This window comes from Methylopila capsulata, assembly GCF_016907975.1.
Lineage (GTDB): Bacteria > Pseudomonadota > Alphaproteobacteria > Rhizobiales > Methylopilaceae > Methylopila > Methylopila capsulata.
The window spans coordinates 707,076-731,146 of sequence record NZ_JAFBCY010000003.1; the positions used below are offsets into that span (position 1 = coordinate 707,076).

At 69.4% G+C, this 24,071-nt stretch carries 19 protein-coding genes, 1 pseudogene and 1 other annotated feature; of the genes and pseudogenes, 9 read left to right on the top strand and 11 right to left on the bottom strand.

Features of this window, described 5'->3' with window-relative positions:
• Positions 1-222 precede the first annotated feature (222 nt).
• The 4 genes from JOD31_RS14490 to JOD31_RS14505 all read left to right on the top strand — a co-directional run bounded on the left by JOD31_RS14490 (position 223) and on the right by JOD31_RS14505 (position 6,247).
• Positions 223-1,278, top strand: coding sequence for an efflux RND transporter periplasmic adaptor subunit (locus JOD31_RS14490; RefSeq protein WP_487345446.1), 1,056 nt, complete (start codon positions 223-225; stop codon positions 1,276-1,278).
• A 6-nt stretch (positions 1,279-1,284) separates the two neighbouring features.
• On the top strand, positions 1,285-4,410 hold the full coding sequence (locus JOD31_RS14495) for an efflux RND transporter permease subunit (RefSeq protein ID WP_204951134.1): 3,126 nt from the start codon (positions 1,285-1,287) through the stop codon (positions 4,408-4,410).
• A gap of 6 nt (positions 4,411-4,416) precedes the next feature.
• Positions 4,417-5,901, top strand: a complete 1,485-nt coding sequence (locus JOD31_RS14500) for an efflux transporter outer membrane subunit (RefSeq protein WP_428980909.1) — start codon at positions 4,417-4,419, stop codon at positions 5,899-5,901.
• Between the two features lie 79 nt (positions 5,902-5,980).
• Positions 5,981-6,247 carry a hypothetical protein gene (locus JOD31_RS14505; protein ID WP_204951136.1) on the top strand — a complete coding sequence of 89 codons (267 nt, stop codon included), beginning with the start codon at positions 5,981-5,983 and terminating at the stop codon, positions 6,245-6,247.
• A gap of 114 nt (positions 6,248-6,361) precedes the next feature.
• On the opposite strand, the gene JOD31_RS14510 is transcribed toward JOD31_RS14505, so the two are convergent.
• Positions 6,362-7,840: a SulP family inorganic anion transporter gene (locus JOD31_RS14510; protein WP_204951137.1), complete on the bottom strand. Its 1,479-nt coding sequence runs from the start codon at positions 7,838-7,840 to the stop codon at positions 6,362-6,364.
• A gap of 68 nt (positions 7,841-7,908) precedes the next feature.
• Positions 7,909-7,964, bottom strand: a sequence feature (sul1 is cis-regulatory element that is thought to sense ions involved in sulfur or methionine metabolism; They are found in Alphaproteobacteria).
• A gap of 180 nt (positions 7,965-8,144) precedes the next feature.
• Here JOD31_RS14510 and JOD31_RS14515 point away from each other — a divergent pair.
• Genes JOD31_RS14515 through arsH form a run of 4 tightly spaced genes read left to right on the top strand, consistent with a single transcriptional unit; the run spans position 8,145 to position 10,736 of the window.
• Positions 8,145-8,537 carry an ArsR/SmtB family transcription factor gene (locus JOD31_RS14515; protein WP_204951138.1) on the top strand — a complete coding sequence of 131 codons (393 nt, stop codon included), beginning with the start codon at positions 8,145-8,147 and terminating at the stop codon, positions 8,535-8,537.
• A gap of 3 nt (positions 8,538-8,540) precedes the next feature.
• On the top strand, positions 8,541-9,596 hold the full coding sequence (gene arsB, locus JOD31_RS14520; protein ID WP_204951139.1) for an ACR3 family arsenite efflux transporter: 1,056 nt from the start codon (positions 8,541-8,543) through the stop codon (positions 9,594-9,596).
• A gap of 10 nt (positions 9,597-9,606) precedes the next feature.
• A complete protein-coding gene (arsC, locus tag JOD31_RS14525; RefSeq protein ID WP_204951140.1) occupies positions 9,607-10,029 on the top strand; it encodes an arsenate reductase (glutaredoxin) in 423 nt (140 codons plus the stop codon).
• On the top strand, positions 10,026-10,736 hold the full coding sequence (gene arsH, locus JOD31_RS14530; RefSeq protein WP_204951141.1) for an arsenical resistance protein ArsH: 711 nt from the start codon (positions 10,026-10,028) through the stop codon (positions 10,734-10,736). Before arsC ends, arsH begins: the two co-directional genes overlap by 4 nt.
• A gap of 135 nt (positions 10,737-10,871) precedes the next feature.
• On the opposite strand, the gene JOD31_RS19840 is transcribed toward arsH, so the two are convergent.
• The 9 genes from JOD31_RS19840 to JOD31_RS14575 form a co-directional block, all read right to left on the bottom strand.
• A complete protein-coding gene (locus JOD31_RS19840) occupies positions 10,872-11,021 on the bottom strand; it encodes a ribosome modulation factor (RefSeq protein WP_428980910.1) in 150 nt (49 codons plus the stop codon).
• Between the two features lie 104 nt (positions 11,022-11,125).
• Positions 11,126-11,338 carry a hypothetical protein gene (locus JOD31_RS14540; RefSeq protein WP_204951142.1) on the bottom strand — a complete coding sequence of 71 codons (213 nt, stop codon included), beginning with the start codon at positions 11,336-11,338 and terminating at the stop codon, positions 11,126-11,128.
• A gap of 167 nt (positions 11,339-11,505) precedes the next feature.
• Complete coding sequence (locus JOD31_RS14545) at positions 11,506-11,712, bottom strand: hypothetical protein (RefSeq protein ID WP_204951143.1); 207 nt, start codon at positions 11,710-11,712, stop codon at positions 11,506-11,508.
• Positions 11,713-11,780: 68 nt separating this feature from the next.
• The gene (locus JOD31_RS14550; RefSeq protein ID WP_204951144.1) at positions 11,781-12,467 is read right to left on the bottom strand and encodes a response regulator; all 687 of its coding nucleotides are present in this window, start codon (positions 12,465-12,467) and stop codon (positions 11,781-11,783) included.
• Positions 12,467-15,154 (bottom strand): sensor histidine kinase, encoded by a 2,688-nt coding sequence (locus JOD31_RS14555; protein ID WP_204951145.1) that lies wholly within the window; start codon positions 15,152-15,154, stop codon positions 12,467-12,469. The genes JOD31_RS14550 and JOD31_RS14555 overlap by 1 nt, the downstream gene beginning before the upstream one ends.
• 35 nt (positions 15,155-15,189) lie before the next feature.
• Entirely contained in the window at positions 15,190-15,765 is a 576-nt protein-coding gene (kdpC, locus tag JOD31_RS14560; protein ID WP_204951146.1) for a potassium-transporting ATPase subunit KdpC, read from the bottom strand.
• A 32-nt stretch (positions 15,766-15,797) separates the two neighbouring features.
• On the bottom strand, positions 15,798-17,834 hold the full coding sequence (kdpB, locus tag JOD31_RS14565) for a potassium-transporting ATPase subunit KdpB (RefSeq protein WP_204951147.1): 2,037 nt from the start codon (positions 17,832-17,834) through the stop codon (positions 15,798-15,800).
• A gap of 177 nt (positions 17,835-18,011) precedes the next feature.
• Positions 18,012-19,721: a potassium-transporting ATPase subunit KdpA gene (gene kdpA / locus JOD31_RS14570; RefSeq protein ID WP_204951148.1), complete on the bottom strand. Its 1,710-nt coding sequence runs from the start codon at positions 19,719-19,721 to the stop codon at positions 18,012-18,014.
• Positions 19,722-20,339: 618 nt separating this feature from the next.
• Positions 20,340-20,957 carry a TetR/AcrR family transcriptional regulator gene (locus JOD31_RS14575; protein WP_204951149.1) on the bottom strand — a complete coding sequence of 206 codons (618 nt, stop codon included), beginning with the start codon at positions 20,955-20,957 and terminating at the stop codon, positions 20,340-20,342.
• Between the two features lie 47 nt (positions 20,958-21,004).
• Between JOD31_RS14575 and JOD31_RS14580 the strand changes: the two are divergent.
• Positions 21,005-21,854 (top strand): annotated as a pseudogene (locus JOD31_RS14580) (oxidoreductase).
• A 36-nt stretch (positions 21,855-21,890) separates the two neighbouring features.
• Here JOD31_RS14580 and JOD31_RS14585 read toward each other — a convergent pair.
• Positions 21,891-24,002, bottom strand: a complete 2,112-nt coding sequence (locus JOD31_RS14585; protein ID WP_204951150.1) for a TonB-dependent receptor — start codon at positions 24,000-24,002, stop codon at positions 21,891-21,893.
• Positions 24,003-24,071: the final 69 nt, after the last annotated feature.

The window sequence follows — 24,071 nt, forward strand, 5'->3', positions numbered from 1 at the left end:
GTTGACAGCATGATGCGCCGCACAATAGTGGTACCTCACGGTACCGTAAATAGCGTGGGACGGCGCACAATGACGATCGAACAGCGCGCCTCGTGCGCTCGGCGCGGCTTTTCGGCTGCGGCCTTAGGGCTCGTCCTCGCCCTCGCGCTCTCCGCATGCGATGGCGAGGACGCCAGCGGCCGTCAGGCTCAACCGGCCCAGCGTCCCACGGTCAGCGTCGTCGTGATCGACGGTCGCTCGGTCGCCGTCACCGCCGAGTTGCCCGGGCGCGTGAGCGCCTCGTTGGTCTCCGAGGTCCGGCCGCAGGTCGGCGGCATCATCCAGACGCGGTTGTTCAAGGAGGGCAGCGAGGTCAAGCAGGGCGACCCGCTCTACCAGATCGACCCCGCCTCCTATAAGGCGAGCTACGACAGCGCCATCGCGGCCCAGCAGAAGGCCGAGGCCGCGGTGCCGAGCGCGCAGGCCAAGGTTGACCGGTACCAGGGGCTCGCCAAGGGCTCCGCGGTCTCGAAACAGGATCTCGACGACGCCGAGGCCGCTCTCGCCCAGGCGATCGCGGACGTCGCCTCCGCCAAGGCCGAGGTCGACACCGCGAGGATCAATCTGGACTACACGACGATCCGCGCGCCGATCGGCGGCCGCGTCGACGCGTCGTCGCTGACGCCCGGCGCGCTGGTGACGGCGAGCCAGGATACGGCGCTGACGACCGTGCGCACGCTCGATCCGATCAACGTCGACGTCACCCAGTCGAGCACCAACCTGCTGCGCTTCAGGGAGGCGGTGAAGACCGGCCGCCTCAAGTTCCGCGGGCCCGACGTGGCCGTGAAGCTCCATCTCGAGAACGGCTCCACCTATGGCCAGAACGGCGCGCTGCAGTTCGCCGAGGCCAACGTCGACGAGACGACCGGCACCTTCACGGTGCGCGCCTCGTTCCCCAACCCCGATCGGCTGCTGCTGCCCGGCATGTATGTGCGAGCTGTGATCGAAGAGGGCGTGGCGCCGAACAGCGTGCTCGTCACCCAGCAAGCGGTCGGCCGCAACACGAAGGGCGAGGCCACCGTCAAGGTCGTCGGGGCCGACAGCAAGATCGAAGAGCGCGTGATCGTGGTCGGCCGCCAGATCGGCAATTCCTGGCTCGTCGACCAGGGACTGAAGGCCGGCGACAAGGTCGTCGTCGAGGGCGGCCAGAACGTTCGCGCGGGTCAGGAGGTGACGGCGGCCGAGGTCTCGGTGGACGACGCCACCGGCGACATTCGCGATGCGGCTCACAAGGACTGATCGCCCATGTCCCGCTTCTTCATCGATCGCCCGATCTTCGCCTGGGTGCTGGCGATCGCAGTGATGCTCGGCGGCGCGCTCGCCATCGTGAACCTGCCGATCTCGCAGTATCCCGAGATCGCGCCGACGACCGTCAACATCTCCGCCACCTACTCCGGCGCGGACGCGCAGACCATCGAGAACTCGGTGACCAAGGTCATCGAGCAGGGCATGACCGGGCTCGACAACCTGGACTACATGACCTCGACCTCGACCTGGTCCGGCTCGGCGGAGATCAAGATCACCTTCACCAACGCGGCCGATCCCGACGTCGCGCAGATGCAGGTCCAGAACAAGCTCAACCTCGTCGAGTCGCAACTGCCGCAGGCCGTCCGCGACGTCGGGCTGACGGTGACGAAGTCGACCGGCGGCTTCCTTCTGGTCGCGGCCTTCACCTCGGAAGACGGGCGGCTGAACTCGACCGATCTCGCCGACTACGTCGACTCCACGCTCAACGACACGCTGAAGCGCATCGAAGGCGTCGGCCAGACCCAGCTGTTCGGCTCCGGCTACGCCATGCGGATCTGGCTCGATCCGGCGAAGCTCCAGAAGTACGCGCTGATGCCGAGCGACGTGACCTCCGCGATCGAGGCGCAGAACACGCAGGTCTCCGCGGGACAACTCGGCGGCCTGCCGTCGGTCAGGGGCCAGAAGCTCAACGCGACGATCACCGCGAAAAGCCGGCTGCAGACGCCGCAGCAGTTCGAGAACATCATCCTCAAGAGCGCCGAGGGCGGCTCCATCGTCCGCCTCAACGACGTCGCGGCCGTCGAGCTCGGCGCTGAGGACTACACCACCACCGCGTCCTACAACGGCAAGAACACCGCCGGTCTCGCGGTCAGCCTCGCGACCGGCGCCAACGCGCTCGACACGGCCTCCGCCGTGAAGGCTGCGATCGAACGTCTGAAGGCGACCTTCCCCGAGGGCGTCGAGGTCTACTACCCCTACGACACCACGCCGTTCGTCCGGCTCTCGATCGAGGAGGTGGTGAAGACCCTGCTCGAGGCGATCGTGCTCGTCTTCGTGGTGATGCTGGTCTTCCTCCAGAATCTGCGCGCGACGCTGATCCCGACGCTCGCCGTGCCTGTCGTGCTGCTCGGAACCTTCGGCGTGCTGGCGCTCGCCGGCTACACCATCAACACGCTGACCATGTTCGCGATGGTGCTCGCCATCGGCCTGCTCGTCGACGACGCCATCGTGGTCGTCGAGAACGTCGAGCGGGTGATGGAGGAGGAGAAGCTTCCGCCAAAGGACGCCACCATCAAGTCCATGCACGAGATCACGGGCGCGCTGGTCGGCATCGCCCTGGTGCTCTCGGCGGTGTTCGTGCCGATGGCGTTCTTCTCGGGCTCGGTCGGCGTCATCTACCGGCAGTTCTCGGTCACGATCGTCAGCGCGATGGCTCTCTCCGCCCTCGTGGCGCTGATCCTGACGCCCGCGCTCTGCGCCACGCTGCTGAAGCCGAAAAAGCATGGCCCCCGGCGCGGCTTTCCGGGCTGGTTCAACCGAACGTTCGACAGGCTCGCGACGGGCTATCGCAACGCCGTGGGCGGACTGGTCCGACGCTCACTCCGCGCGCTGCTGGCGTTTGCGGTGATCTGCGGCGCGACGGCGTGGCTGTTCGCCAAGCTGCCGAGTTCGTTCCTCCCCGAGGAGGACCAGGGCATGCTCATCACGGCGGTGCAGATGCCGGTCGGCGCGACCGCCGACCGGACGCTGAACGCGCTGAAGCAGGTTCGCGAATACTACATGACCAAAGAGGCGGACGCCGTCGACGGCGTGTTTTCCAGCGTCGGCTTCGGTTTCGGCGGGTCGGGCCAGAACGTCGGCATCGCCTTCATCAAGCTCAAGGAGTTCGCCAAGCGGAAGGACGCCAGCCTCTCGGCGCAAGCGGTCGCGCGCCGCGCGCAGGCGGCGTTCTCCGCGATCCGCGATGGGCAGATCTTCGCGCTGGCGCCGCCCGCGATCCAGGGCTTCGGCAACAACAGCGGCTTCAGCTTCTATCTGCAGGACATCAATGGCGCGGGCCACGCGGCGCTGATGGCGACCCGGAACAGGCTGCTCGGCGAGGCCGCCCAGAACGCCGCTCTGGTGGGCGTCCGGCCGAACGGCATGGAGGACACGCCGCAGTACTCGGTCGCGATCGACCAGGAGAAGGCGAGCGCCTACGACCTTAACCTGTCCGACGTCGACACCACGCTCTCCACCGCCTGGGGCGGCGCCTACGTCAACGATTTCATCGACCGCGGCCGCGTGAAGACCGTCTATGTGCAGGCCGACGCGGCGTTCCGCATGCAGCCGGACCACCTCGGCCTCTGGTACGTCCGCAATTCGAACAGCGAGATGGTGCCGTTCTCCGCTTTCGCGACGGGCGACTGGAGCTACGGCTCCCCTCGGCTCGAGCGCTACAACGGCTCCTCCGCCGTTGAGATCCAGGGCACAGCGGCGCCGGGCGTCAGCTCCGGCGACGCGATGGACGAGATCGACCGCATGATCGCGGCGCTGCCGCCGGGCTACGCCCACGAATGGACCGGCCTGTCGCACCAGGAAAAGCTCTCGGGAAGCCAGGCGACCGCGCTCTACGCAATTTCGATCCTCGTCGTCTTCCTCTGCCTCGCAGCGCTCTACGAGAGCTGGTCGGTCCCGCTCGCCGTCATGCTCGCCGTGCCGATCGGCGTGTTCGGTGCGGTCGCCGCCGCGACGCTCTTCGGCCAGACGAACGACGTCTACTTCAAGGTTGGCCTGCTCACGACGATCGGCCTCGCGGCGAAGAACGCGATCCTGATCGTCGAGTTCGCGATCGAGCGGCAGGCGGCGGGCCAGGGCCTGGTGGAGGCGACGCTCGAAGCGGCGCGTCAGCGCCTGCGGCCGATCCTGATGACCTCCTTCGCCTTCATCCTGGGCGTCACGCCGCTCGCCATCGCCAGCGGCGCCGGCTCAGGGGCGCAGAACTCGATCGGCATCGGGGTCATGGGCGGCATGATCGCGGCCACCCTGCTCGGGGTGTTCTTCGCGCCGCTGCTTTACGTGCTGGTCCGTCGGCTCTTCCCGGGCCGACCCGCGGCCGCCGCCGCCACCCCGTCGGAGGCCTGAACGATGATGAGCCTTTCCACCGGCCGCCTCCTGCGCCGCCTCGCGACGGTCTCGATGGCGGCCCTTCTGGCCGGCTGCGCGGTCGGTCCCGACTATCGGACGCCGTCGCTGTCGCTGCCCGCCCGCTGGGGCGCGGAGGCCGAGGCGACCAAGCCGGCCCGGCCCCAACTCGCCGAGTGGTGGCGCAACCTGAATGACCCGCTGCTCAACGCGCTCGTCTCCGAGGCGGTGGCGGGCAATCTGGACGTTGCGACCGCAAAGGCCTCGATCCGCGAAGCGCGGGCGTCCCGGCGCCAGGCCGCCGGCGGCCTGTTCCCGACCCTCGACGGCGTCGGGTCGGGCGACCGCGCCAAGACCGCCGCAACCCAGACGGGGACGGGAAAATCGGCGCTGACCAGCACTTTCCAGGCCGGCTTCGACGCCAGCTGGGAGCTCGACCTGTTCGGGGGCACGCGCCGCGAGGTCGAAGCCGCGACCTACGGCGTCGACGCCGCCGAGGAGGATCTGCGCTCCACCCTGCTGACGCTGATCGGCGACGTGGCGCAGAACTATGTCGAAGCGCGCGGCTACCAGGCGCGGATCGCCCTCGCCCGCCGCACCGCCGCCTCCCAGCGCGAGACCGCGAGCCTCACCGAGCAGAAGCTGGAGGCGGGTTCGGCCTCGGGCGTCGACGTCGCCAACGCGAAGGGGCTGGCCGCCTCCACCGAAGCCGAGATCCCGACGCTCGAGACCTCGTTCGCGCAGTCGGTCCACCGGCTGGGCGTGCTCACCGGCCGTGCGCCGAGCGCGCTTGGGCCCCGCCTCGCCGCGGCCAGACCGATCCCCGCGCCGAAGGGCATGCCGGCGGCGGGCGTTCCCGCCGACGTGCTGCGGGCGCGGCCCGACGTGCGGCTCGCCGAACGCCAGCTCGCGCAGTACACGGCCAAGATCGGGCAGGCCGAGGCCGCGCTCTACCCCAGCGTCAGCCTGACCGGATCCATCTCCACCACCAGCGCGAAGGTCGGAGACCTCGCGAAGCGCTCCACGATCGGCTGGTCCTACGGACCCTCGGTGAACGTGCCGCTGTTCGAGGGCGGCTCGCTCGTCGCCGCGGTCGACGTGGCGCGCGCCCAGCGGGACCAGTACTTCGTGGCCTTCAGGGCCTCGGTGCTGACAGCGTTCGAAGACGTCGAGAACGCGCTCGTCGCCCTGCGCAAGGAGCGCGAGCGGACCGCGAAGCTCGGCGCATCGGCCTCCGCCTACCGGGATTCAGCCCGGCTGTCCCGCGAGCTCTACAGGGCCGGCAGCTCCGCCTTCCTCGATGTGCTCGACGCCGAGCGCTCGCTCTACGACGCGGAAGACGCGCTGCTCGCCAGCCGCGTGCTGGCCGCCACGAACTATGTGGCGCTTCAGAAAGCGCTCGGCGGCGGCTGGGGCAAACCGGTCGAGGTGTCGAAGCCGGAAGTTGTCGACGTCGCGACGGGACCTCGGCTCGCCGCCCGGGCGCGCTGATCGCGCGCGGTCCGACGCTTGCCGCCACGACGATCGCTGGTTACGTCTCGCTGCGTTCGTTGTCGAGAGGAACCGCAAAGTGGCGCTGAAGGACTGGAAACGGCATCCGGGCGGCGGCCTCGCCGTCAATCCGATCGTCGGCTACGAGACCGCCGCGATGACCGATGGGATGGCGGGCATGCTCCGGATCGAGTTCGCCCTTGATCCGACCATGCGCAACAGCGAGGCCGTCCAGCTCGTGGCGACCGCCAAGCAGCTGGAAGACCTGATCCTCGTGCTGCGGGATCTGGCGGACAACCTTGCCGTCAACGTCGCGTCCGACAAGCCGGCGGGACGGCTGAGCTGATCGGACCGGCCTGACGGGGAACAGATCGCGACGGTCCGGATTCGTTCCGCGTGATCGGACAGGGAACGCTTTCCCCGCACGACATCCTACCCAAAGGTTAAGCCCGCTCCGCCGTCAGTGGGCGGCGCGGGACGCCGGCGCCTCTTTGTCGTGCTCGGCGAAGCGCTCGACCATGGTGGCGCTGGCCTCGTTCAGGCCGACGATCTGGACCTCGCGTCCGAGCGCCCGCGCCTTCAGCACCACACGGTCCAGCGCCGCGATCGCCGAGATGTCCCAGAAATGCGCTGCGGCGACGTCGATGACGAGGCGATCGACGTCCTCCAGCAGATCGATCCGCTCGGCGAAGGCTCCGGCGGACGCGAAGAACACCTGGCCTTCGACCCTGTACGTCCGCGTGCGCCCATCGGGGGAGAGCGCCGAGACCACGCGGCTGAGGCGCGAGACCTTTCCCGCGAAGAACACGCCCGACAGCAGCACGCCGACGATCACGCCCTTGGCGAGGTCATGGGTCGCGACCACCGTCGCCACCGTCGCCACCATGACGACCGAAGAGGGCCACGGATTGGTGCGCAGCCGCTTCAGCGACCCCCATGAAAAGGTGTTGAGCGACACCATGATCATGACGGCGGTCAGCGCCGCGACCGGCACGAGCTTCAGAAGGTCCTGCAGGAGCACCAGCAGGACCAGCAGGAACGCCCCCGCCGTGAAGGTCGACAGCCGCCCCCGCGCGCCGGACGAGACGTTGATGACCGACTGACCGATCATCGCGCAGCCGCCCATGCCGCCGAAAGCGGCCGCGGCCATGTTGGCCGCGCCCTGCCCCAGGCATTCGCGGTTCTTGGACGACGGCGTGTCGGTCATGTCGTCGACGATCTGCGCGGTGAGCAGCGACTCCAGCAGGCCGACCGCCGCGAGCGTCAGCGCGACAGGGGCGATGATGCGCAGGGTCTCGAAGGTGTAGGGCACGGCGGGCAGCCCGAGCGTCGGCAGGCTGGACGGCAGTTCGCCCAGATCCGCGACCGTGCGGACGTCGAGGCCGAGCCATGCCGCGAGAGCCGTCAGCGCGACGATGGCGACCAGCGGCGAGGGGATCGCGCTCGTCACCCGCGGCAGCAGGTAGATGATCGCCAGTCCGAGCGCGATCAGCCCATAGGTCGCGGGCGGGACGTTCACGAGTTCCGGCGCCTGGGCGGCGAGGATCAGGATCGCGAGCGCGTTGACGAACCCCGTCATGACGGACTGCGAGACGAACCGCATCAACCGGCCCAGCTTCAGCAGCCCGGCGACGATCTGGAAGACGCCCATGAGAAGGGTCGCGGCGAAGAGGTAGTCGACGCCGTGGTCGCGCACGAGCGGCGTCATCACGACGGCGGTAGCCGCCGTCGCCGCCGAGATCATCGCCGGCCGGCCGCCCACCACCGAGATGACAATGGCGATCACCACGGAGGCGTAGAGGCCGACCTTGGGGTCGACGCCGGCGATCACCGAAAAGCCGATCGCCTCCGGGATCAGGGCGATGGCGACGACGACGCCCGACAGGACGTCCGCTCGAAAGCGGGACAGCCGGCTGGAGGCGAGAGAGGTTTGGGTCATGGAAACATCCGCAAGACGCAAGCGCGCGCCGCCGCGAGGCGCGGCGTGAAACGCTGTGGGGTCGATTGCGTGGTCCGGCGGATCGGCGGCCGGAAGAGCCACCCGGGCTTGCACCGGGTCCGAACGAATGTCCGCTTGTAGCGGCATGGCGCTTGGCGTTGCAACATAAGAAACCGCGGCGCAGGGAAGCTGACAGGACGGTCGCGAAAGGGCGACGACCGCCGCCACGCCCCGGCGTCGATCCCCATATCGACATTCTTCGATTTATCGATAAGAATGGGTCCATGATCGCACGGAGCCGCGAATGCCCGCCCCTGCCTCTCCGAGCGCCCGCCTCCACGAAGACGGGGCGCTCGACGCGCTGTTCGCGCTTGGCCAGCCCACGCGGCTCCGGGTCTTCCGGCACCTTGTGACGATCGCGCCGAATCCCCTTCCCGCAGGGGGGATCGCCGACGCCCTCGGCTGCCTTCAGAACACGCTTTCGACGCACCTCGCGATCCTGTCGCGGGCGGGCCTGATCACCGGCGTCCGCGACGGGCGGTCGATCCTCTACGCCGCGAACTTCGACGGCATGCGCGGCCTCGTGAACTACCTGCTGGAGGACTGTTGCGGGGGACGGCCCGAGGTGTGCGCCCCGGTTTTCGAGCAGCTCGAGCGGAGCTGCGGTTGCGCCCCCGCGCCGACTGCGGGGTCCTGACCGATGTCCCTGTTCGAGCGCTACCTGACCGTCTGGGTCTTCCTGTGCATCGTCGTAGGGGTCGCGCTGGGTTACGCCGCGCCGGACCTCTTCCAGGCGATCGGCGCCCTGGAAGTCGCGCGGGTCAATCTGCCCGTCGCGGCGCTGATCTGGCTGATGATCATCCCGATGCTGGTCAAGGTCGACTTCGCGGCGCTGCGAGAGGTCGCCGCGCATTGGCGCGGGATCTCGGTGACGCTGTTCGTCAACTGGGCGGTGAAGCCGTTCTCGATGGCGCTGTTGGGCTGGCTCTTCGTCGGCTGGCTGTTCCGGCCCTGGCTGCCCGCCGAGCAGATCGACAGCTACATCGCAGGGCTGATCCTGCTGGCCGCCGCGCCTTGCACCGCGATGGTGTTCGTGTGGTCGAACCTGACCAAGGGCGACCCGCTGTTCACCCTCTCCCAGGTCGCGGTCAACGACGCGATCATGATCGTGGCCTTCGCGCCGATCGTCGCTCTGCTGCTCGGACTGTCATCGATCACCGTGCCGTGGGAAACATTGATCCTCTCGGTCGCCCTCTACATCGTCGTGCCGGTGATCGTCGCTCAGGCGCTGCGGCGGCAGGTTTTGGCGTCTGGCGGACCGGCTGCGCTCCAACGCCTGCTGGCGCGGATCCAGCCGCTGTCGCTCGCCGCCCTGCTCGCGACGCTGGTTCTGCTGTTCGCCTTCCAGGGCGAGCAGATCATCGCCCAGCCGGTCGTCATCGCCCTGCTTGCCGTTCCGATCCTGATCCAGGTCTACTTCAACTCCGGCCTTGCCTACCTGCTCAACCGCGCGACTGGCGAGGCCCATTGCGTGGCCGGCCCGTCGGCGCTGATCGGGGCCTCGAACTTCTTCGAGCTCGCGGTGGCGGCCGCGATCAGCCTGTTCGGCTTCAAGTCAGGCGCGGCGCTCGCGACGGTCGTCGGCGTGCTGATCGAGGTTCCGGTGATGCTGTCGGTCGTCTGGATCGTGAACCGCTCGAAGCCCTGGTACGAGGCCCGCGGCGTGCGCGCGGCCGCCCCCGAAACCCGTTCCTGAGGAGGCCGCTGTGAGCGAGGCCGTCACCATCTGGCACAACCCCGCCTGCGGGACGTCGCGCAACACGCTGGCGATGATCCGCGCGGCGGGCGTCGAGCCGACCGTCGTCGAATACCTGAAGACGCCGCCGACGCGCGACGAGTTGGCGAAGGCGATCTCCGACGCCGGACTGAGCCCGCGGGAGGCCGCCCGGGAGAAGGGAACGCCCTTTGCGGCGCTCGGTCTCGGCCAGCCGGGCGTAACCGACGACGGGATTCTCGACGCCATGCTGGCGCACCCCATTCTGATCAACCGCCCGTTCGTGTTCACGTCGCGCGGCGTGCGGCTCTGCCGCCCGTCGGAAGCCGTGCTCGAGATCCTGCCTACGCCCCTAGCCGACGACTTCACCAAGGAGGACGGCGAGGTCGTGGCGAGCGGTCGAGGCGCGGGATGACCGACCTGCCGAACGTGACGGACGCCCTCCTCCCGACGCCGGACCTCTCGCGTCTCCACGGACCGCGCTCGACCCACGCCCCCCGCGTGCTGCTGCTCTATGGCTCGCTGCGGCCCGTCTCCTACAGCCGCCTGCTGACCCTCGAGGCCGAGCGCCTGCTGAAGCGCCTGGGCTGCGACACGAAGGTGTTCGACCCCACGGGCCTTCCCCTGCCGGACGGGGCTCCCGTCGATCATCCCAAGGTGCAGGAGTTGCGCGAACTGTCGCTGTGGTCCGAGGCGCAGGTCTGGACGAGCCCCGAACGGCACGGCGCGATGACCGGCGTCATGAAATCCCAGATCGACTGGATCCCCCTCGCCCTCGGCGCGGTGCGGCCGACGCAAGGACGCACGCTCGCGGTGATGCAGGTATCCGGCGGCTCGCAGTCGTTCAACGCCGTGAACCAGATGCGCATCCTCGGCCGGTGGATGCGCATGCTGACGATCCCGAACCAGTCGTCGGTCGCGAAAGCCTTTGAGGAGTTCGGCGACGACGGACGCATGAAGCCCTCCGCCTATTACGACCGCGTGGTCGACGTCATGGAGGAGCTGGTGAAGTTCACGCGTCTCACCCGCGACGTCTCCGACCATCTGACCGACCGCTACAGCGAGCGGAAGGAAAGCGCCGCGGCGCTCGAGGCGCGTGTCTCGCTCACGCAGGCGACCTAAGCCGCCGGGAGCGGATCGCGCGCGGAACGCGTCGACCGACGCACGCGGCGCCTCTCCGCCCGGAAGCGGCCGTCCAGGCGCGAAAAAGCCGCCCGACGAGATGCCGTCGGACGGCTTTTTGAAAGCGGACGGATGTCAGTCCGGCGCGCGTGAGGTCTGACGGGCTTCGACCCAACCCTTCAGCCAGGCGTCCCGCCGGCTGGAGTCCTTGTAGGGGCAACGCCGCATTTCAACGCCGGCGACAAAGGCCTCACGGCCCTCCTGAATGACCTGATCCAAAAGCAAACTCCTTGTGCAAGTTCGCCATCATACAGGAGACGCGACCGATCCGCGACGTTCCCCTGCGCAAATCGGCGATAGTCCCCTCGCCTGCCGCGCGGAACCGCGTCTCAGCCAGCCTCGTCGGCGGCCGCGTTGGCGATCTTCGCGACCTTGCGATCGAGACGCTTCGCCTTCTTGATCGCCTCCTTGTCCGCAAGCTTCTGCGCTTGCGCCGCGGCTTTCGGATCCGCCGCCAGCTTCCTGGCCCGAGCCTTGGCCGTTTGCCGATCGGCGCGCTTCTTCGCCTGAGCGTCGCTCACTTGCTTGGTGTTTTCCGGCATATCCAGCTCCCAGTCTTGCGGCTTCGCCAGTCAGCATCAGGTACGGCGGAGGTCAAGCGAACGCGGGGCTCGTCGTCCGCCGCGCGCGATCTGCGCGGCGCCGCTCCTGAAGAGCCGCCGCCATGCCCCGAGAGTCGGGACGGCGCGGCTCGGGCAGCACGTCGCAGTCAGGTCGAGCTGTCCTTCGGCTCGTCCCGGCGATCCGTCACCGGGCGCCGCGGCGCGGAGTGGTCGTCCGGCTTGCGCGTCGCGTCTCGATCGCCGCCCGGTTTTGCGCTGTGCGCGCCGTTGTTCCGGCTGTCGCCCTGCGAGGGCGCCATGGCGCCCTTCGCGTCGTTCTTGACCTTCGACTTCGACGATGGGCTATCGGTCATGACCTGCTCCTTCAGCCATCAGGCTTGAAAACGACTTTGGCGCATTCTCGGACAGCCAGCGGAGACCGTCATCCTGAAAGTCGATAGCCGACGCCGGGTTCCGTCAGAACCAGCGACGGGCGGGCGGGATCGGCTTCGAGCTTGACGCGCAGCTGGCGGATGAAGACCCGCAGCGAAGTCTGGTCGCCGTCGTCCTGGCCCCAGACGGCGCGGAACAGATGCCGGTGGGTCAACACCTTCCCGGCGTGGACGATCAGCTCCCTCAGGATGGCGAACTCCTTGGGGCTGAGCTTCACCTCCGCGCCGTCGCGGGTCACGAGATGGCGCGCGAGATCGACGGTCAGCGGACCCGCGCTGAAGACCGGCTCGGCGCCACGGTCGGCAAGCCGGTGGCGGAGCGCCGCGCGCATGCGCGCCATCAGTTCGTCGGCCCCGAACGGCTTCGTCACGTAGTCGTCGGCGCCGAGATCGAGCGCCGCGACCTTGGCGGCCTCGTCGCCTCGGCTCGACAGCACGACGATCGGGACCGGGCTCCCGGCGCGGATGGCGCGGATCACGTCGAGCCCGTCCATGTCGGGAAGGCCGAGATCGAGCAGCACGAGTTCGGGCGAGACGTGGCGCAGCAGACGCAGCGCCTCGGCCGCGGTCTCGGCTTCGAACGTCCTGTAATCGTTGACAGCCAGGGTCGCCTTCAGGAAACGCCGGATCGGCGCCTCGTCGTCGACGATCAGGACGGTGATCGCGCTGGACGCCATCAGGACGGGCTCCGGGTTTCGGCGGCGGCGTCCGTCTTCAGGCGCAGCACGAAGCGCGCGCCCTGGCCGGACGGAGCGGGGCCAGCTTCCGCCGAGCCGCCCTGCGCTTCGAGAAAGCCCTTGGCGATGGCGAGGCCGAGGCCCGCGCCCGGGGTTTTGCGGTCGCCGCCAGCCGAGCGGTAGAAGCGGTCGAAGACATGCGGCAGATCCTGCGGCGCGATCCCCGGCCCGTCGTCCGTCACGGTCAGCACGACGTCGCCCGCGTCGCGCGCGCCGCGGATGTCGATCCGGGCGCTTGGCGGCGTGTGCTTGCCTGCATTCTCCAGAACGTTCATCAGCGCGTGCTCGAACAGCACGGGGTCGCCAAGGGCCACCAGCGGCTCGTCGGGAAAGTCGAGCGTCACGACGCGGTCGCCAAGCGCCGCGCTGGCGCGGCGGAGCGCGACGCCGGCCATGTCCTCGACGTCGAGCGGCTCCAGCTTCACGGCCATGCCGCCGGCGTCGAGCCGCACCACGTCCAGCAGGTTCGCCACAAAACGGTTGAGCCGCTCGGTCTCGCTCTGCGCGCTCGCGAGCATGTCGTCGCGGGTGGCGTCGTCGTAGCGGCTTCCGAAGCTCCGGAGGCTCGTGATCACCCCCATGATGGTGGCGAGCGGCGTCTTGAGGTCGTGGCTGACGGAGGTCAGCAGCGCCCCGCGCAGCCGTTCAGTCTCCGCCTCGAGCCGCGCCTGGTCGACGTCGGCTCCGAGCCGGACGCGTTCGAGCGCGACGGCGGTCTGGTCGGCCAGGGCGTCGAGCAGGCGGCGCTCGACCGGCGTCAGCACCGGACCGTCGACGCCGCGCGCGACGCCCACGACGCCGAGCCGGCCGCGGCTGGTCTTGAGCGGCAGGAACAGCCGGGTCGCGCCGGGAAGCGTCGGGGCGCCGCGGCCCGTGGGTTCGTCGTGCTCGTAGGCCCAGGTCGCGGCGGCGCGTTCGGCCGGAACGAGGTCGTCCTCCGGCGGATAGGCGCCGCCGATGGCGAGGCCGTCGGGCTGGGCGGTGAGCAGCACGACGTCGGCCTTCAGCATGAGCGCGACCTGATGGGCGGCGGCCCACAGCAGATCGTCCTCGGTCGCGACGGCCGCGAGCTTGCGCGAGAAGGCGTAGAGCTCGGCTGTCACGCGCGCCTGGGTTCGGGCCGAGATGGTCTGCGCCCGGGCCCGGGCCGCGACCGAGCTCGCCAGCACCGCGGTCAGCGAGAAGAACCCGAGCGCGACCACGTTCGCGGGGTCGTTGACGGTCAGCGAGTAGCGCGGATCGAGAAACAGGACGTTGTAGGCGACCGCCGACATGACCGAGGCCGCGAGCGACGGCAGCAGGCCGTAGCGGCCCGCGACCAGCAGCACCGCGGGCACGAAGATCAGCGAGATGTTGGGCAGGTCGATGGCGAGGTCGATCGCGAGCCCCACGCCGCCGGCGAGCGCGACCGCAAGCGCCGCCGCGGCGTAGGCCGCCAGGCCCGCCGTTCGATCGTCGGGGCGCGTCGCCACCGTCTTGGGCGGTGCGGTTTCGCTGTCGCCCGAGATCACCTGCACCGCGATCGAACCCGCGCGATCGATCAGGTTCGCGACCACCGAGCCGCGCGTGAGCGTGAACCAGGCGGAGCGCTTCGCCTTGCCCACGACGATCGTCGTGACGTTGCGGCTTCGCGCGAAATCCAGAAGTTCGTCCGCGACGTCGGCGCCGCCCGGCAGCATCAGCGCCTCGGCGCCGAGCGCCTCCGCGAGGCGGAGCGTGTCGGCGACCCGGTCGCGCTCGACCTCCGACATGCGCGCGTGTCGAGCGGTCTCGATCGCGACGCAGTGCCAGGGCGCGCGGGCGCGGTCCGCAAGACGCTTTCCAGCGCGCACCAGCGCCGCGGCGCCGGGGCGCTCGTCGATCGCGACCAGCACGCGCTCGCTCGCGGGCCATGGCCCCTCGATCGCGTTCGCGGCCATGTAGTCGCGCATGTCGCTGTCGACGCGCTCGGCGGTGCGGCGGAGCGCGAGTTCGCGGAGCGCCGTCAGGTTGCCGGGCTGGAAGAAATGCCGGACGGCGCGCTCCGCCTGCTCGCGGACGTAGACCTTGCCGGCCGCAAGCCGCTTTCGCAGCGCGTCGGGCGTGACGTCGATGACCTCGACCTCATCCGCGAGATCGAACAGCCGGTCGGGAACGGTTTCACGCACCCGCACCCGGGTGATGCGGGCCACGACGTCGTTCAGGCTTTCGAGGTGCTGGACGTTCAGCGTCGTCAGCACGTCGATCCCCGCCGCAAGCAGCTCCTCGACGTCCTGATGGCGCTTCGGATGCCGAGAGCCGGGAGTGTTGGCGTGCGCCAGTTCGTCCACCAGGACGAGGGCAGGAGCGCGCTTCCGCACCGCGTCCACGTCCATCTCCTGAAGCGTCCGGCCGCGATAGGCGACCTCGCGCTGCGGCAGCGCTTCGAGGCCTTCGACCAGCGCCAACGTCTCGGCCCGCCCGTGGGTCTCGACCACGCCGATCACGACGTCCACGCCCTCGCGCTTGGCGGCGTGGGCCGCGGTCAGCATCTCGTAGGTCTTGCCGACCCCCGGGGCCGCGCCGAAGAAGATCTTCAGCCGCCCACGCTCGCCGCGAGCCGCTGCGGCGAGGAAGCTTTCGGGAGAGGGGCGGGCGTCTGCGGCCATTCCGGCAGGTTATACGCCGCGATCGCGCCGACGCGTCATGGCTTCGCGCCGCCGTCGAGCGCGAGGTTGAGCGCCAGCACGTTCACCCGCGGCTCGCCGATCAGGCCGAACGCGCGCGGCTCGATCGAGCGCTCGACCAGCGCCCGCAGGTCCGGGGCGGCCAGGCCCCGCGCGCGCGCCACCCGGTCGACCTGCGCGAAGGCCGCGGCGGGGGAGATGTCGGGGTCGAGCCCCGAGCCCGACGCCGTGACGAGATCGGCCGGAACCGGGCCGGCGATTCCGTCCTCCGCCTTCGCCCTGCCGATGTCGCCGGCGATGCGCTCGGCGAGCGCCTTGGACGTCGGCCCGAGGTTGGAGCCGGAGGAAGCGGCCGCGTCGTAGCCCGCCGTTCCGGCGGCCGACGGCCGGTCGTGGAAGTAGCGCGGGCTCGCGAACGACTGGCCGATCAAGCGGGAGCCGACGATCGCGCCGTCCTTCTCGATCATCGAGCCGTTGGCGGCGGAGGGGACGATGGTCTGGGCGATCCCGGTGATCGCGAGGGGATAGGCGACACCCGTGACGAGCGTGAACAGCGTCAGGAGGACAACGGCGGGGCGGAGATGGGTAAGCATTGCGGTTGATCCGATCAGGAGCGGGATAGGCGTCACGCGAGACCGAGCGCCGAGACGCCCATGTCGATCAGCTTGATGCCGAGGAAGGGCGCGATCAGGCCGCCGAGGCCGTAGACGAGAAGGTTCCGCCGCAGCAGCGCCGCGGCGCTGGACGGCGTGTAGCTGACGCCCCGGAGCGCGAGCGGCACCAGCGCCACGATGATCAGCGCGTTGAAGATGATGGCGGAGAGGATCGCGCTCTCGGGCGAGGCGAGCCCCATGACGTTGAGCGCGCCCAGCGACGGGTAGAGCGTCACGAACATCGCGGGCAGGATCGCGAAGTATTTCGCGACGTCGTTCGCGATCGAGAAGGTGGTGAGGGCGCCGCGGGTCATCAGCAGCTGTTTGCCGATGCCGACGATCTCAATGAGCTTGGTGGGGTCCGAGTCGAGGTCCACCATGTTGCCGGCCTCGCGCGCCGCGACCGTGCCGGTCTGCATCGCCACCCCGACGTCGGCCTGGGCGAGCGCGGGCGCGTCGTTGGTGCCGTCGCCGCACATGGCGACGAGCTTCCCGCCGGCCTGCTCCCTCCGGATCAGCGCGAGCTTCATCTCGGGCGTCGCCTCGGCCAGAAAATCGTCGACGCCGGCCTCCGCGGCGATCGCGGCCGCGGTCATCGGGTTGTCGCCCGTGATCATGACCGTGCGGATGCCCATCGCCCGAAGCTCCGCGAAACGTTCGCGGATGCCGCCTTTGACGATGTCCTTGAGATAGACGACGCCGAGCGGCTGCGCGTCGCGCGCCACGACCAGCGGCGTGCCGCCGGCCTTCGCGACGCGCTCGACGATCTCGGCGAGCTCCGCGGGGATGGTCCCGCCAAGCTGCTTCACATGGGCGATGACCGCCTCGGCCGCGCCCTTGCGGATCTTCGAGGCGCCCATGTCGACCCCGCTCATGCGGGTCTGGGCGGTGAAGGGAATGAAGGTCGCCTCGAGCGGGCCCATTTCGCGGCCCCGCAGGCCGTGCGCCTCCTTGGCGAGCACCACGATCGAGCGTCCTTCGGGCGTCTCGTCCGAGAGGCTCGCGAGCTGCGCGGCGTCCGCGAGTTCGCTCGGGCGGACCCCCGGCAGGGGCAGAAACTCGGCCGCCTGGCGGTTTCCGAGCGTGATGGTGCCGGTCTTGTCGAGCAGCAGAACGTCGACGTCGCCCGAGGCCTCGACCGCGCGCCCGGACATGGCGAGCACATTGAAGCGCACCAGCCGGTTCATGCCCGCGATGCCGATCGCCGAGAGCAGGCCGCCGATCGTGGTGGGGATCAGCGTCACAAACAGCGCGACGAGCACGATCACGGGAACCACGCCCCCGGCGTAGGACGCGAAAGCCGGGATCGTCGCGACCGCCAGCACGAAGATCAGGCTGAGGCCCGCGAGCAGGATGGTGAGGGCGATCTCGTTCGGGGTCTTGGCGCGCTCGGCGCCCTCGACCAGCGCGATCATCCGGTCGAGGAAGCTCGAGCCGCTCGCGGCGGTGATGCGCACCTTGATACGGTCCGACAGCACCTTCGTGCCTCCCGTCACCGCCGAGCGGTCGCCGCCGGACTCGCGGATCACCGGCGCGCTTTCGCCGGTGATCGCGCTCTCGTCCACGGTCGCGACGCCTTCGATCACCTCGCCGTCGCCGGGGATGAGGTCGCCGGGCTCGACCAGCACGACGTCGCCGACCTTCAGCGCGGCCGCGGCGATCTCCTCGAGGCCGACGCCGTCGCCGAGGAGACGCTTCGCCATGGTCTCCGAGCGCGTCCGCCGCAGCGCGTCGGCCTGGGCCTTGCCCCGGCCCTCGGCGATCGCTTCCGAGAAGGTCGCGAAATAGACGGTGAGCCAAAGCCAGAACGTGAGCTGGCCGGAAAAGGCGGCGCTTCCGCCCGAGGCGAGGTCGCGCGCGAAAAGGACGGCGGCGACCGCCGCCGCGATCTCGACCGCGAACATCACGGGATTGCGGATCATCTGGCGGGGGTCGAGCTTGCGCGCCGCGGAGGCGAGCGCCGGCGCGATCAGTGCGAAATCGAACAGGGAGCGGGTCTGTGCTGACATGGGTCTGACCAGATGAGGTCCGCATCGGCGTGAGGCGCGGAGAACGCTCCGATCACGCTGGCGAACAGGACGAACAGGACAAGCAGAAGGACGACGCGCGCCGCGCGCCGGCGCTTCAGGGCGCCGGCGGCTTCGGCGTAGCGAATGCGGAACGGGCGGGCGTCGTGGGGCACGGCGTCACCACGTCGCGCCTGCGGCCGTCGCGAAGGCGTCGGCGACCGGGCCAAGCGTCAGCGCCGGGAAATAGGTGAGGCCGCCGACGATCAGGATCACGCCCACAAGCAGCCCGACGAACAGCGGCCCATGGGTCGGGAAGGTGCCGGCCGAGACCGGGACGACCGGCTTGCGGGCGAGCGACCCCGCGACCGCGAGCATCGGCACGATCAGCGCGAAACGGCCGATCATCATTCCGGCGGCGAGCAGGATGTTCCAGAACGGCGCGTTGGCGGTGAGGCCCGCGAAGGCCGAGCCGTTGTTGGCCGCGGCCGAAGTCGTCGCGTAGAGCATCTCGGAGAAGCCGTGCGGGCCGCTCTCCTGCAGCCCTGCGAGGCTGAGCGGACTGACGGACGCGATCGCGAGCCCGATCAGGGTCGCCGCCGGCGAGCAGAGCAGCGCCAGCATGGTGAGCTTCACCTCGCGCGACTCGATCTTCTTGCCGACGTACTCCGGCGTCCGCCCGACCATGAGCCCGGCGACGAACACCGCGACCACGGCGAACAGGAGAACGCCGTAAAGCCCCGCGCCGACGCCTCCGACGATCACCTCGCCGAGCTGCATGTTGAGCATCGGGATCAGCCCGCCGATCGCCGAGAAACTGTCGTGCATGGCGTTGACCGCGCCGCAGGAGGCGGCCGTCGTGACCACCGCGAACAGCGCCGACAGCGCGATCCCGAAGCGGACCTCCTTGCCCTCCATGTTGCCGGAGGCCGGGTCGAGCCCGAGCGCGGCATGGATCGGATTGGCGCCCACTTCCGCCCAGTAGACGAGCGCGACGCCGGCCAGGAACAGCGCGCCCATCGCGCCAAGGATCGCCCAGCCCTGACGCTCGTCCCCGACCATGCGGCCGAAGACGTTGGTGAGCGCGGCTCCGATCGCGAAGATCGAGACCATCTGAATCAGATTGGCGAGCTCCGACGGGTTTTCGAAGGGATGGGCGGAGTTCGCGTTGAAGAAGCCGCCGCCGTTGGTGCCGAGCATCTTGATCGCGAGCTGGCTCGCGACCGGTCCGAGAGCGATCGTCTGCTCGGCGCCCTCGAGCGTCTTGGCGCTGACATAAGGCTCGAGCGTCTGCGGGACGCCGAGCGCGGCATAGACCAGCGCGAGCAGGATGCAGGCGGGCAGCAGGACGTAGAGGACCGATCGCGTCAGGTCGGCCCAGAAGTTTCCGAGGCCCCCGGCGGACCGGCGCGCGAAGCCGCGCACCAGCGCGACGGCGACCGCCATGCCGGTCGCCGCGGAGACGAAGTTCTGCACGGTCAGCGCCCACATCTGGGAGCCGTAGGACAGCGTCGCCTCGCCGCCGTAGGACTGCCAATTCGTGTTGGTCACGAACGAGATCGCGGTGTTGAGCGCGAGGTCGGGGGTCACGCCGGAAAACCCTTGCGGGTTGAACGGCAGGACGCCCTGCAGGCGCAGAAGCCCGTAGACCGCGGCGAAGCCCGCGAGATTGAAGGCGAGCATCGCCAACGCGTAGGACGCCCAACCCTGCTCAGCCCCTGGCCGGACGCCGGAAAGCCGATAGAAACCGCTCTCGACTGGCCCGATCACGGGATGGAGAAACGTGCGTTCGCCAGCGTAGAGCCGGGCGAGGAAGCCGCCGAGGGGACGCGTGAGCGCGAGGACGAGCGCGCAGAACAGCGCGATCTGCATCCAGCCGTTGATTGTCATCTTTGAGATCCGAAAAGCGCAGCGCCGCTGCTTCAGAAGCGCTCGGGACGCAGCAGCGCGGCCACGAAGACCGCGGCGACGGCGAGAACGGCGCTCGCGCCGAGGGCGGCGTCGAGGACGGGCAGTCCGAGGACCGTCATGTCACAGCCGCTCAAGGACGAGCGTGTACCCGGCGAGCGCCGAGAAGGCCGCAACGCCGGCCAAGAGCATCAAGAAATCCATCGTGTTCCACGCTCCGCAGCGGCGGGTCGCCGCGTCTGGAACCTGGCACTGACGCACGTTGGGATTGGAGAGGGGGCTCGGCCATCGAGCGTTAAAGCTGCGTTGGGACAGCCGCGCAGTCGCACGAACCGACCGCCCGGAGGGAGCAGGCGCGTTCTCAGAGGGTCGGACCTTCCGCCCCGACCGCTGCGAGAGCCGCGCGCGCGACCTCGACGTCCTGCGCCGCCGTTCCCGAGCCGACGCCGATCGCGCCGGCCCGCACGAGTGCATGTCGACGTCAGCGCCGGCACTCGCGATCGAACGCGCAGCGAAGGTCGGCGCGTTCCTTTCGCCGCCGTCGACATAGGATGCAGAAATTGGCTGTCGTTGGCGACGTCGTGACGGAGGCTCAGACCGCTACCCGCGTCTGCCACGCCCTTCCGTGAAGCCAAGCAACAGGGTGCTCGCGAGCTCTCGCGCACTCGGTGCAAGCGCCTCATCGAGCAGTTCGCCCGCAGTCCAGAACGACAGCACCCCACGAAAGGCGAAGGCCAGTTGTCCCGGCAAGCTACGTAGCGCCTGATCCCGCCGCGCCGCGATCAGCCCGTCCCCCGCGCCCAGCGCGAGCGTCCAGAGCGCCGTCGAGCGCGTCCAGACCTGTCCGGGCGAAGAACTGGCGGCGCCAAGCCAGCCCATGACCGCGCGGTTGACCTCCGGCTCCTCCAGCATCACGGCGGCCGCCGTATCGATCGCCAGCAGGACGCGCTCGGCGGCGTCCGTCAGCGGCGGCGCGGCGACAAAGCGGCTTTCCATCGTATCGATCCGACGCGCGGAGAGCATTTGCATGATCGCCGCCTTGCTCCCGAACTGGTTGAACGGCGTCGCAAAGCTGACGCCGGCCTCGGCGGCGAGGTCGCGCATCGAGAAATCGGCTTTGCCGTCGCGAAGCAGCCGTTCGGCGGCGTCGATTACGCGCTGACGAAGCGGCTCGCCCCTGACGCCGGTGGGAGAGGGCTTGATCTTGTCACTTGCCATGCTGATATCTATATCATGATATATTAAATTTTCAACGGGAGTTGCCCATGGCGACCATCGCTTCGAAGACCTTCCTCATTACAGGTGTCAGCTCGGGCTTGGGCCGCGCGTTTGCCGAAGGCGCGCTGCACGCCGGCCATCGGGTGATCGGCACGGTGCGGCGGACCGGTGACGCCGAAGCCTTTGCCGCACATGCTCCTGGCCGCGCTCACCCCACTGGCGCTCGACGTGACCGATTTCGACGCCGTCCCGGCGGCTGTGGCGGATGCCGAGCGGCACCTCGGCGTCATCGACGTGCTGGTGAACAATGCCGGATACGGTCATGAGGGCGTGCTGGAGGAATCCTCCATGGATGCGCTCCAGCGTCAGTTCGCGGCCAACGTCTTTGGTCCGGTCGCGATGATCAAGGCGGTGCTGCCCGGGATGCGCGAACGGCGCCGCGGCCATATCGTCAACGTCACCTCCATGGGCGGCTTCATCACCATGCCGGGCATCACCTTTTACTGCGGCAGCAAGTTCGCTCTGGAGGGCATTTCGGAAGCGCTCGGCAAGGAATTGGCGGGTTTCGGGATACGGGTGACGGCGCTCGCGCCGGGCCAGTTCCGCACGGATTGGGCCGGCCGATCCATGGACCGCTCGCCGCGCTCCATAGCCGACTATGACGCAGTCATGGATCCGATCCGCGTCGCCAGGCAGGCCAAGAGCGGCAACCAGCCCGGCGACCCGGCAAAGGCCGCGCAGGCGCTGCTCGCGCTGGTCGGAGCTGAGACTCCGCCAGTCCGGCTGTTCCTGGGCGATGACGCGCTGGGGCTGGTCGAACAGAAGCTCGAAACGATGAAGATCGAACTCGACGCCTGGGATGCGCTCTCGCGTTCGACCAGCTTCGCGGCTGATTGACCGGCAGCCCGTCTGGCTTGCGCCGCAACCTTTGGGTCAGAACCTCGCGCGGACAAAAGCCCTCACCCCGGCGCCCGGGAGGAGGATCTCGTCCTTCTTGAACGAGGCCGCGTTCCGGATCCGGTCGTTCAGCAGGTTGTCGCCGACGAGACCGACCGTGATCGAGGTGATCCGCGTCGCCTCCCGGTTGAAGGCGCGCGTGTAGCTGAATTCGGCCTTGAGGTTGTCGTAGCCGGGCGTGCGGCTTTCCAGCTCCCCGGTCCTGGACTGCGCGAAGGCGTGCAGCAGGCCGACGCGGGCGTAGAAGCCGTCCTCGCTGCGCCAGAACACGCCGCCCCCGAGCCGATGCGGCGGGATTCTCGGGACGTTGGCGCCGTCCGTGAACTTCGCGCGAACGAAGTCGTACTGGCCGTCCACGCCGAAGACGTGGCGCCCCATGGTCACCGCGTCGAACTGCGCGGAAATCTCGGCGCCGTAGAACCTGGCGTTCTTCTGCGAATAGACGCTCTGGTCGAACTCGTCCTCCTCGCCGCAACTGTCGAAGTCGTGGCCGCATTGGACGCCCGTCAGACGGCGATAGATGAAACCGCTGTAGCGCGTGTAGTAGGCGCTGGCGTCGAGCCGCAGCGGTCCTTCCGCCCGCCGCAGGCCGAGCTCCACGGACGTCGCCTTCTCGAGCTTCAGGTTCGGATTTCCGATCTCGAACAGGCCGGCGGCGTGGTGCGAGCCGCGCGAGAACAGCTCGAGCCCGCTCGGCGCGCGCTCCACATACTGCCCCGTCAGGCTCGCGACGAAGCCGTGCGGGAGATGCTGCAGCAGGCCGATGCTCCCGCTGACAGGGGTGAAGCGCCGGTCGCGGCCCCGGTTCACCGGATCGCTTCCGTCCGGCAGAAGGCCGGGGAACGTCGTCGCGGTTCCGTCGACGTCGGCGTGCTCGATGCGGGCCGCGCCCTGGACCTTGAACCCGCCGCCGACGTCGAGCTGCTCGAACACGTAGGCCGCGACCGTCTTGGTCTCGGTCGGCGCGATCAGCCCCTCCGCCTCGCCCGAGGTCTTGAGCTTGCCGCGGCCGGCCTGGACGCCGAACGCGCCGGTCAGGCCGCCGAACGACAGCGCGACGGGCGCATGCTGCAGCTCGACGCGCGCCTCGGCTTCACGGTTCCGGAAGACGCCATGGACGCCGTCTTCCGCGGCCTCCTCATGGTCATGGTCATGGCCGTGGTCATGATCATGCTCCTCGAGGCCGAGCTCGCGGTGCTTGTAGCGCGACGCGTTGATCCAGAAGCGCACCGCCTCGAAGGGACCGCCCTCGAAACGGTATTCGCCCTGGGCCTGCAGCTTGTCCTGCCGGGGATCGAGCCGCGTGTTCAGCTCCGCGGATTCGCCGCCGGGCACGTGGTAGAACGCGTCGTAATGGCTGTAGGACAGCCCGATATAGCCGCGGTCGAAGACCTTTGAGAGGCCCACCGCCCCACCCGTCGAACGCGTCGCGGAGTTGGCCTGCCGCCCGTCCGGCGTGTCGTAGTTTCCGGATTTCGTGGCGAAGCCGTCGGCGTGGAGCACGAAGCCGTTGTGCCCCGCGTCGATGCGCGCGGCGACCGAGCGCCCCCGGTCCACGGACGACAGGCCGGCGATGGCTTCCGCCGAATAGCCTCCGGCCGGTTCGGCCTGCGGGATCCGCCCGTTCTCGACGCTCACCACGCCGCCGATGGCGGACGAGCCGTAGCGCAGCGTCGCCGGGCCGCGGATCACCTCGATCTGATCCGCGACGAGCGGGTTCACCGGGACGGCGTGATCCTCGCCGAGCGCCGACACATCGTGCACCCCGAGGCCGTTCTCGAGGATGCGGACGCGCTGGCCCTCGAGCCCGCGGATGATCGGGCGGTCGGCGGCGCCCGGCGCGAAGGTTGAGCCGCTGAGGCCCGGCTTGTCGCGCAGCGCGTCGCCCAGCGAGAACGGCTGGCGCCGGACGATCTCGTCCCGCGGCACGACCGTGACGGGCGCAAACGCGTCGGTCACGACCGGCAGCACGCCGTCGAGGTCCGACCCGCCCGCGGGCCGCCCGCCGGACCGTATCGGGCTGGGCGCCGTGACGAAGATCTCCTCGAGCTCCGTCGCCTCCTGCGCGCGCCCTTCGCCTGCCGACATGCAGACGCACGCCGCCGTCGCGAGGAGCCCGCTCCTCGTCCGCTGAGAGATGTTCATTATGTCCCCGAT

What these genes read in the sequence shown, in the direction of transcription:
- JOD31_RS14495 (WP_204951134.1), top strand. Translation starts at nt 1,285, where the DNA reads ATGTCCCGCTTCTTCATCGATCGCCCGATCTTCGCCTGGGTGCTGGCG.
- JOD31_RS14500 (WP_428980909.1), top strand. Translation starts at nt 4,417, where the DNA reads ATGAGCCTTTCCACCGGCCGCCTCCTGCGCCGCCTCGCGACGGTCTCG.
- JOD31_RS14510 (WP_204951137.1), bottom strand. Translation starts at nt 7,840, where the DNA reads ATGACCCAAACCTCTCTCGCCTCCAGCCGGCTGTCCCGCTTTCGAGCG.
- JOD31_RS14515 (WP_204951138.1), top strand. Translation starts at nt 8,145, where the DNA reads ATGCCCGCCCCTGCCTCTCCGAGCGCCCGCCTCCACGAAGACGGGGCG.
- arsB (WP_204951139.1), top strand. Translation starts at nt 8,541, where the DNA reads ATGTCCCTGTTCGAGCGCTACCTGACCGTCTGGGTCTTCCTGTGCATC.
- arsH (WP_204951141.1), top strand. Translation starts at nt 10,026, where the DNA reads ATGACCGACCTGCCGAACGTGACGGACGCCCTCCTCCCGACGCCGGAC.
- JOD31_RS14540 (WP_204951142.1), bottom strand. Translation starts at nt 11,338, where the DNA reads ATGCCGGAAAACACCAAGCAAGTGAGCGACGCTCAGGCGAAGAAGCGC.
- JOD31_RS14545 (WP_204951143.1), bottom strand. Translation starts at nt 11,712, where the DNA reads ATGACCGATAGCCCATCGTCGAAGTCGAAGGTCAAGAACGACGCGAAG.
- JOD31_RS14550 (WP_204951144.1), bottom strand. Translation starts at nt 12,467, where the DNA reads ATGGCGTCCAGCGCGATCACCGTCCTGATCGTCGACGACGAGGCGCCG.
- JOD31_RS14555 (WP_204951145.1), bottom strand. Translation starts at nt 15,154, where the DNA reads ATGGCCGCAGACGCCCGCCCCTCTCCCGAAAGCTTCCTCGCCGCAGCG.
- kdpC (WP_204951146.1), bottom strand. Translation starts at nt 15,765, where the DNA reads ATGCTTACCCATCTCCGCCCCGCCGTTGTCCTCCTGACGCTGTTCACG.
- kdpB (WP_204951147.1), bottom strand. Translation starts at nt 17,834, where the DNA reads ATGTCAGCACAGACCCGCTCCCTGTTCGATTTCGCACTGATCGCGCCG.
- kdpA (WP_204951148.1), bottom strand. Translation starts at nt 19,721, where the DNA reads ATGACAATCAACGGCTGGATGCAGATCGCGCTGTTCTGCGCGCTCGTC.
- JOD31_RS14575 (WP_204951149.1), bottom strand. Translation starts at nt 20,957, where the DNA reads ATGGCAAGTGACAAGATCAAGCCCTCTCCCACCGGCGTCAGGGGCGAG.
- JOD31_RS14585 (WP_204951150.1), bottom strand. Translation starts at nt 24,002, where the DNA reads ATGTCGGCAGGCGAAGGGCGCGCGCAGGAGGCGACGGAGCTCGAGGAG.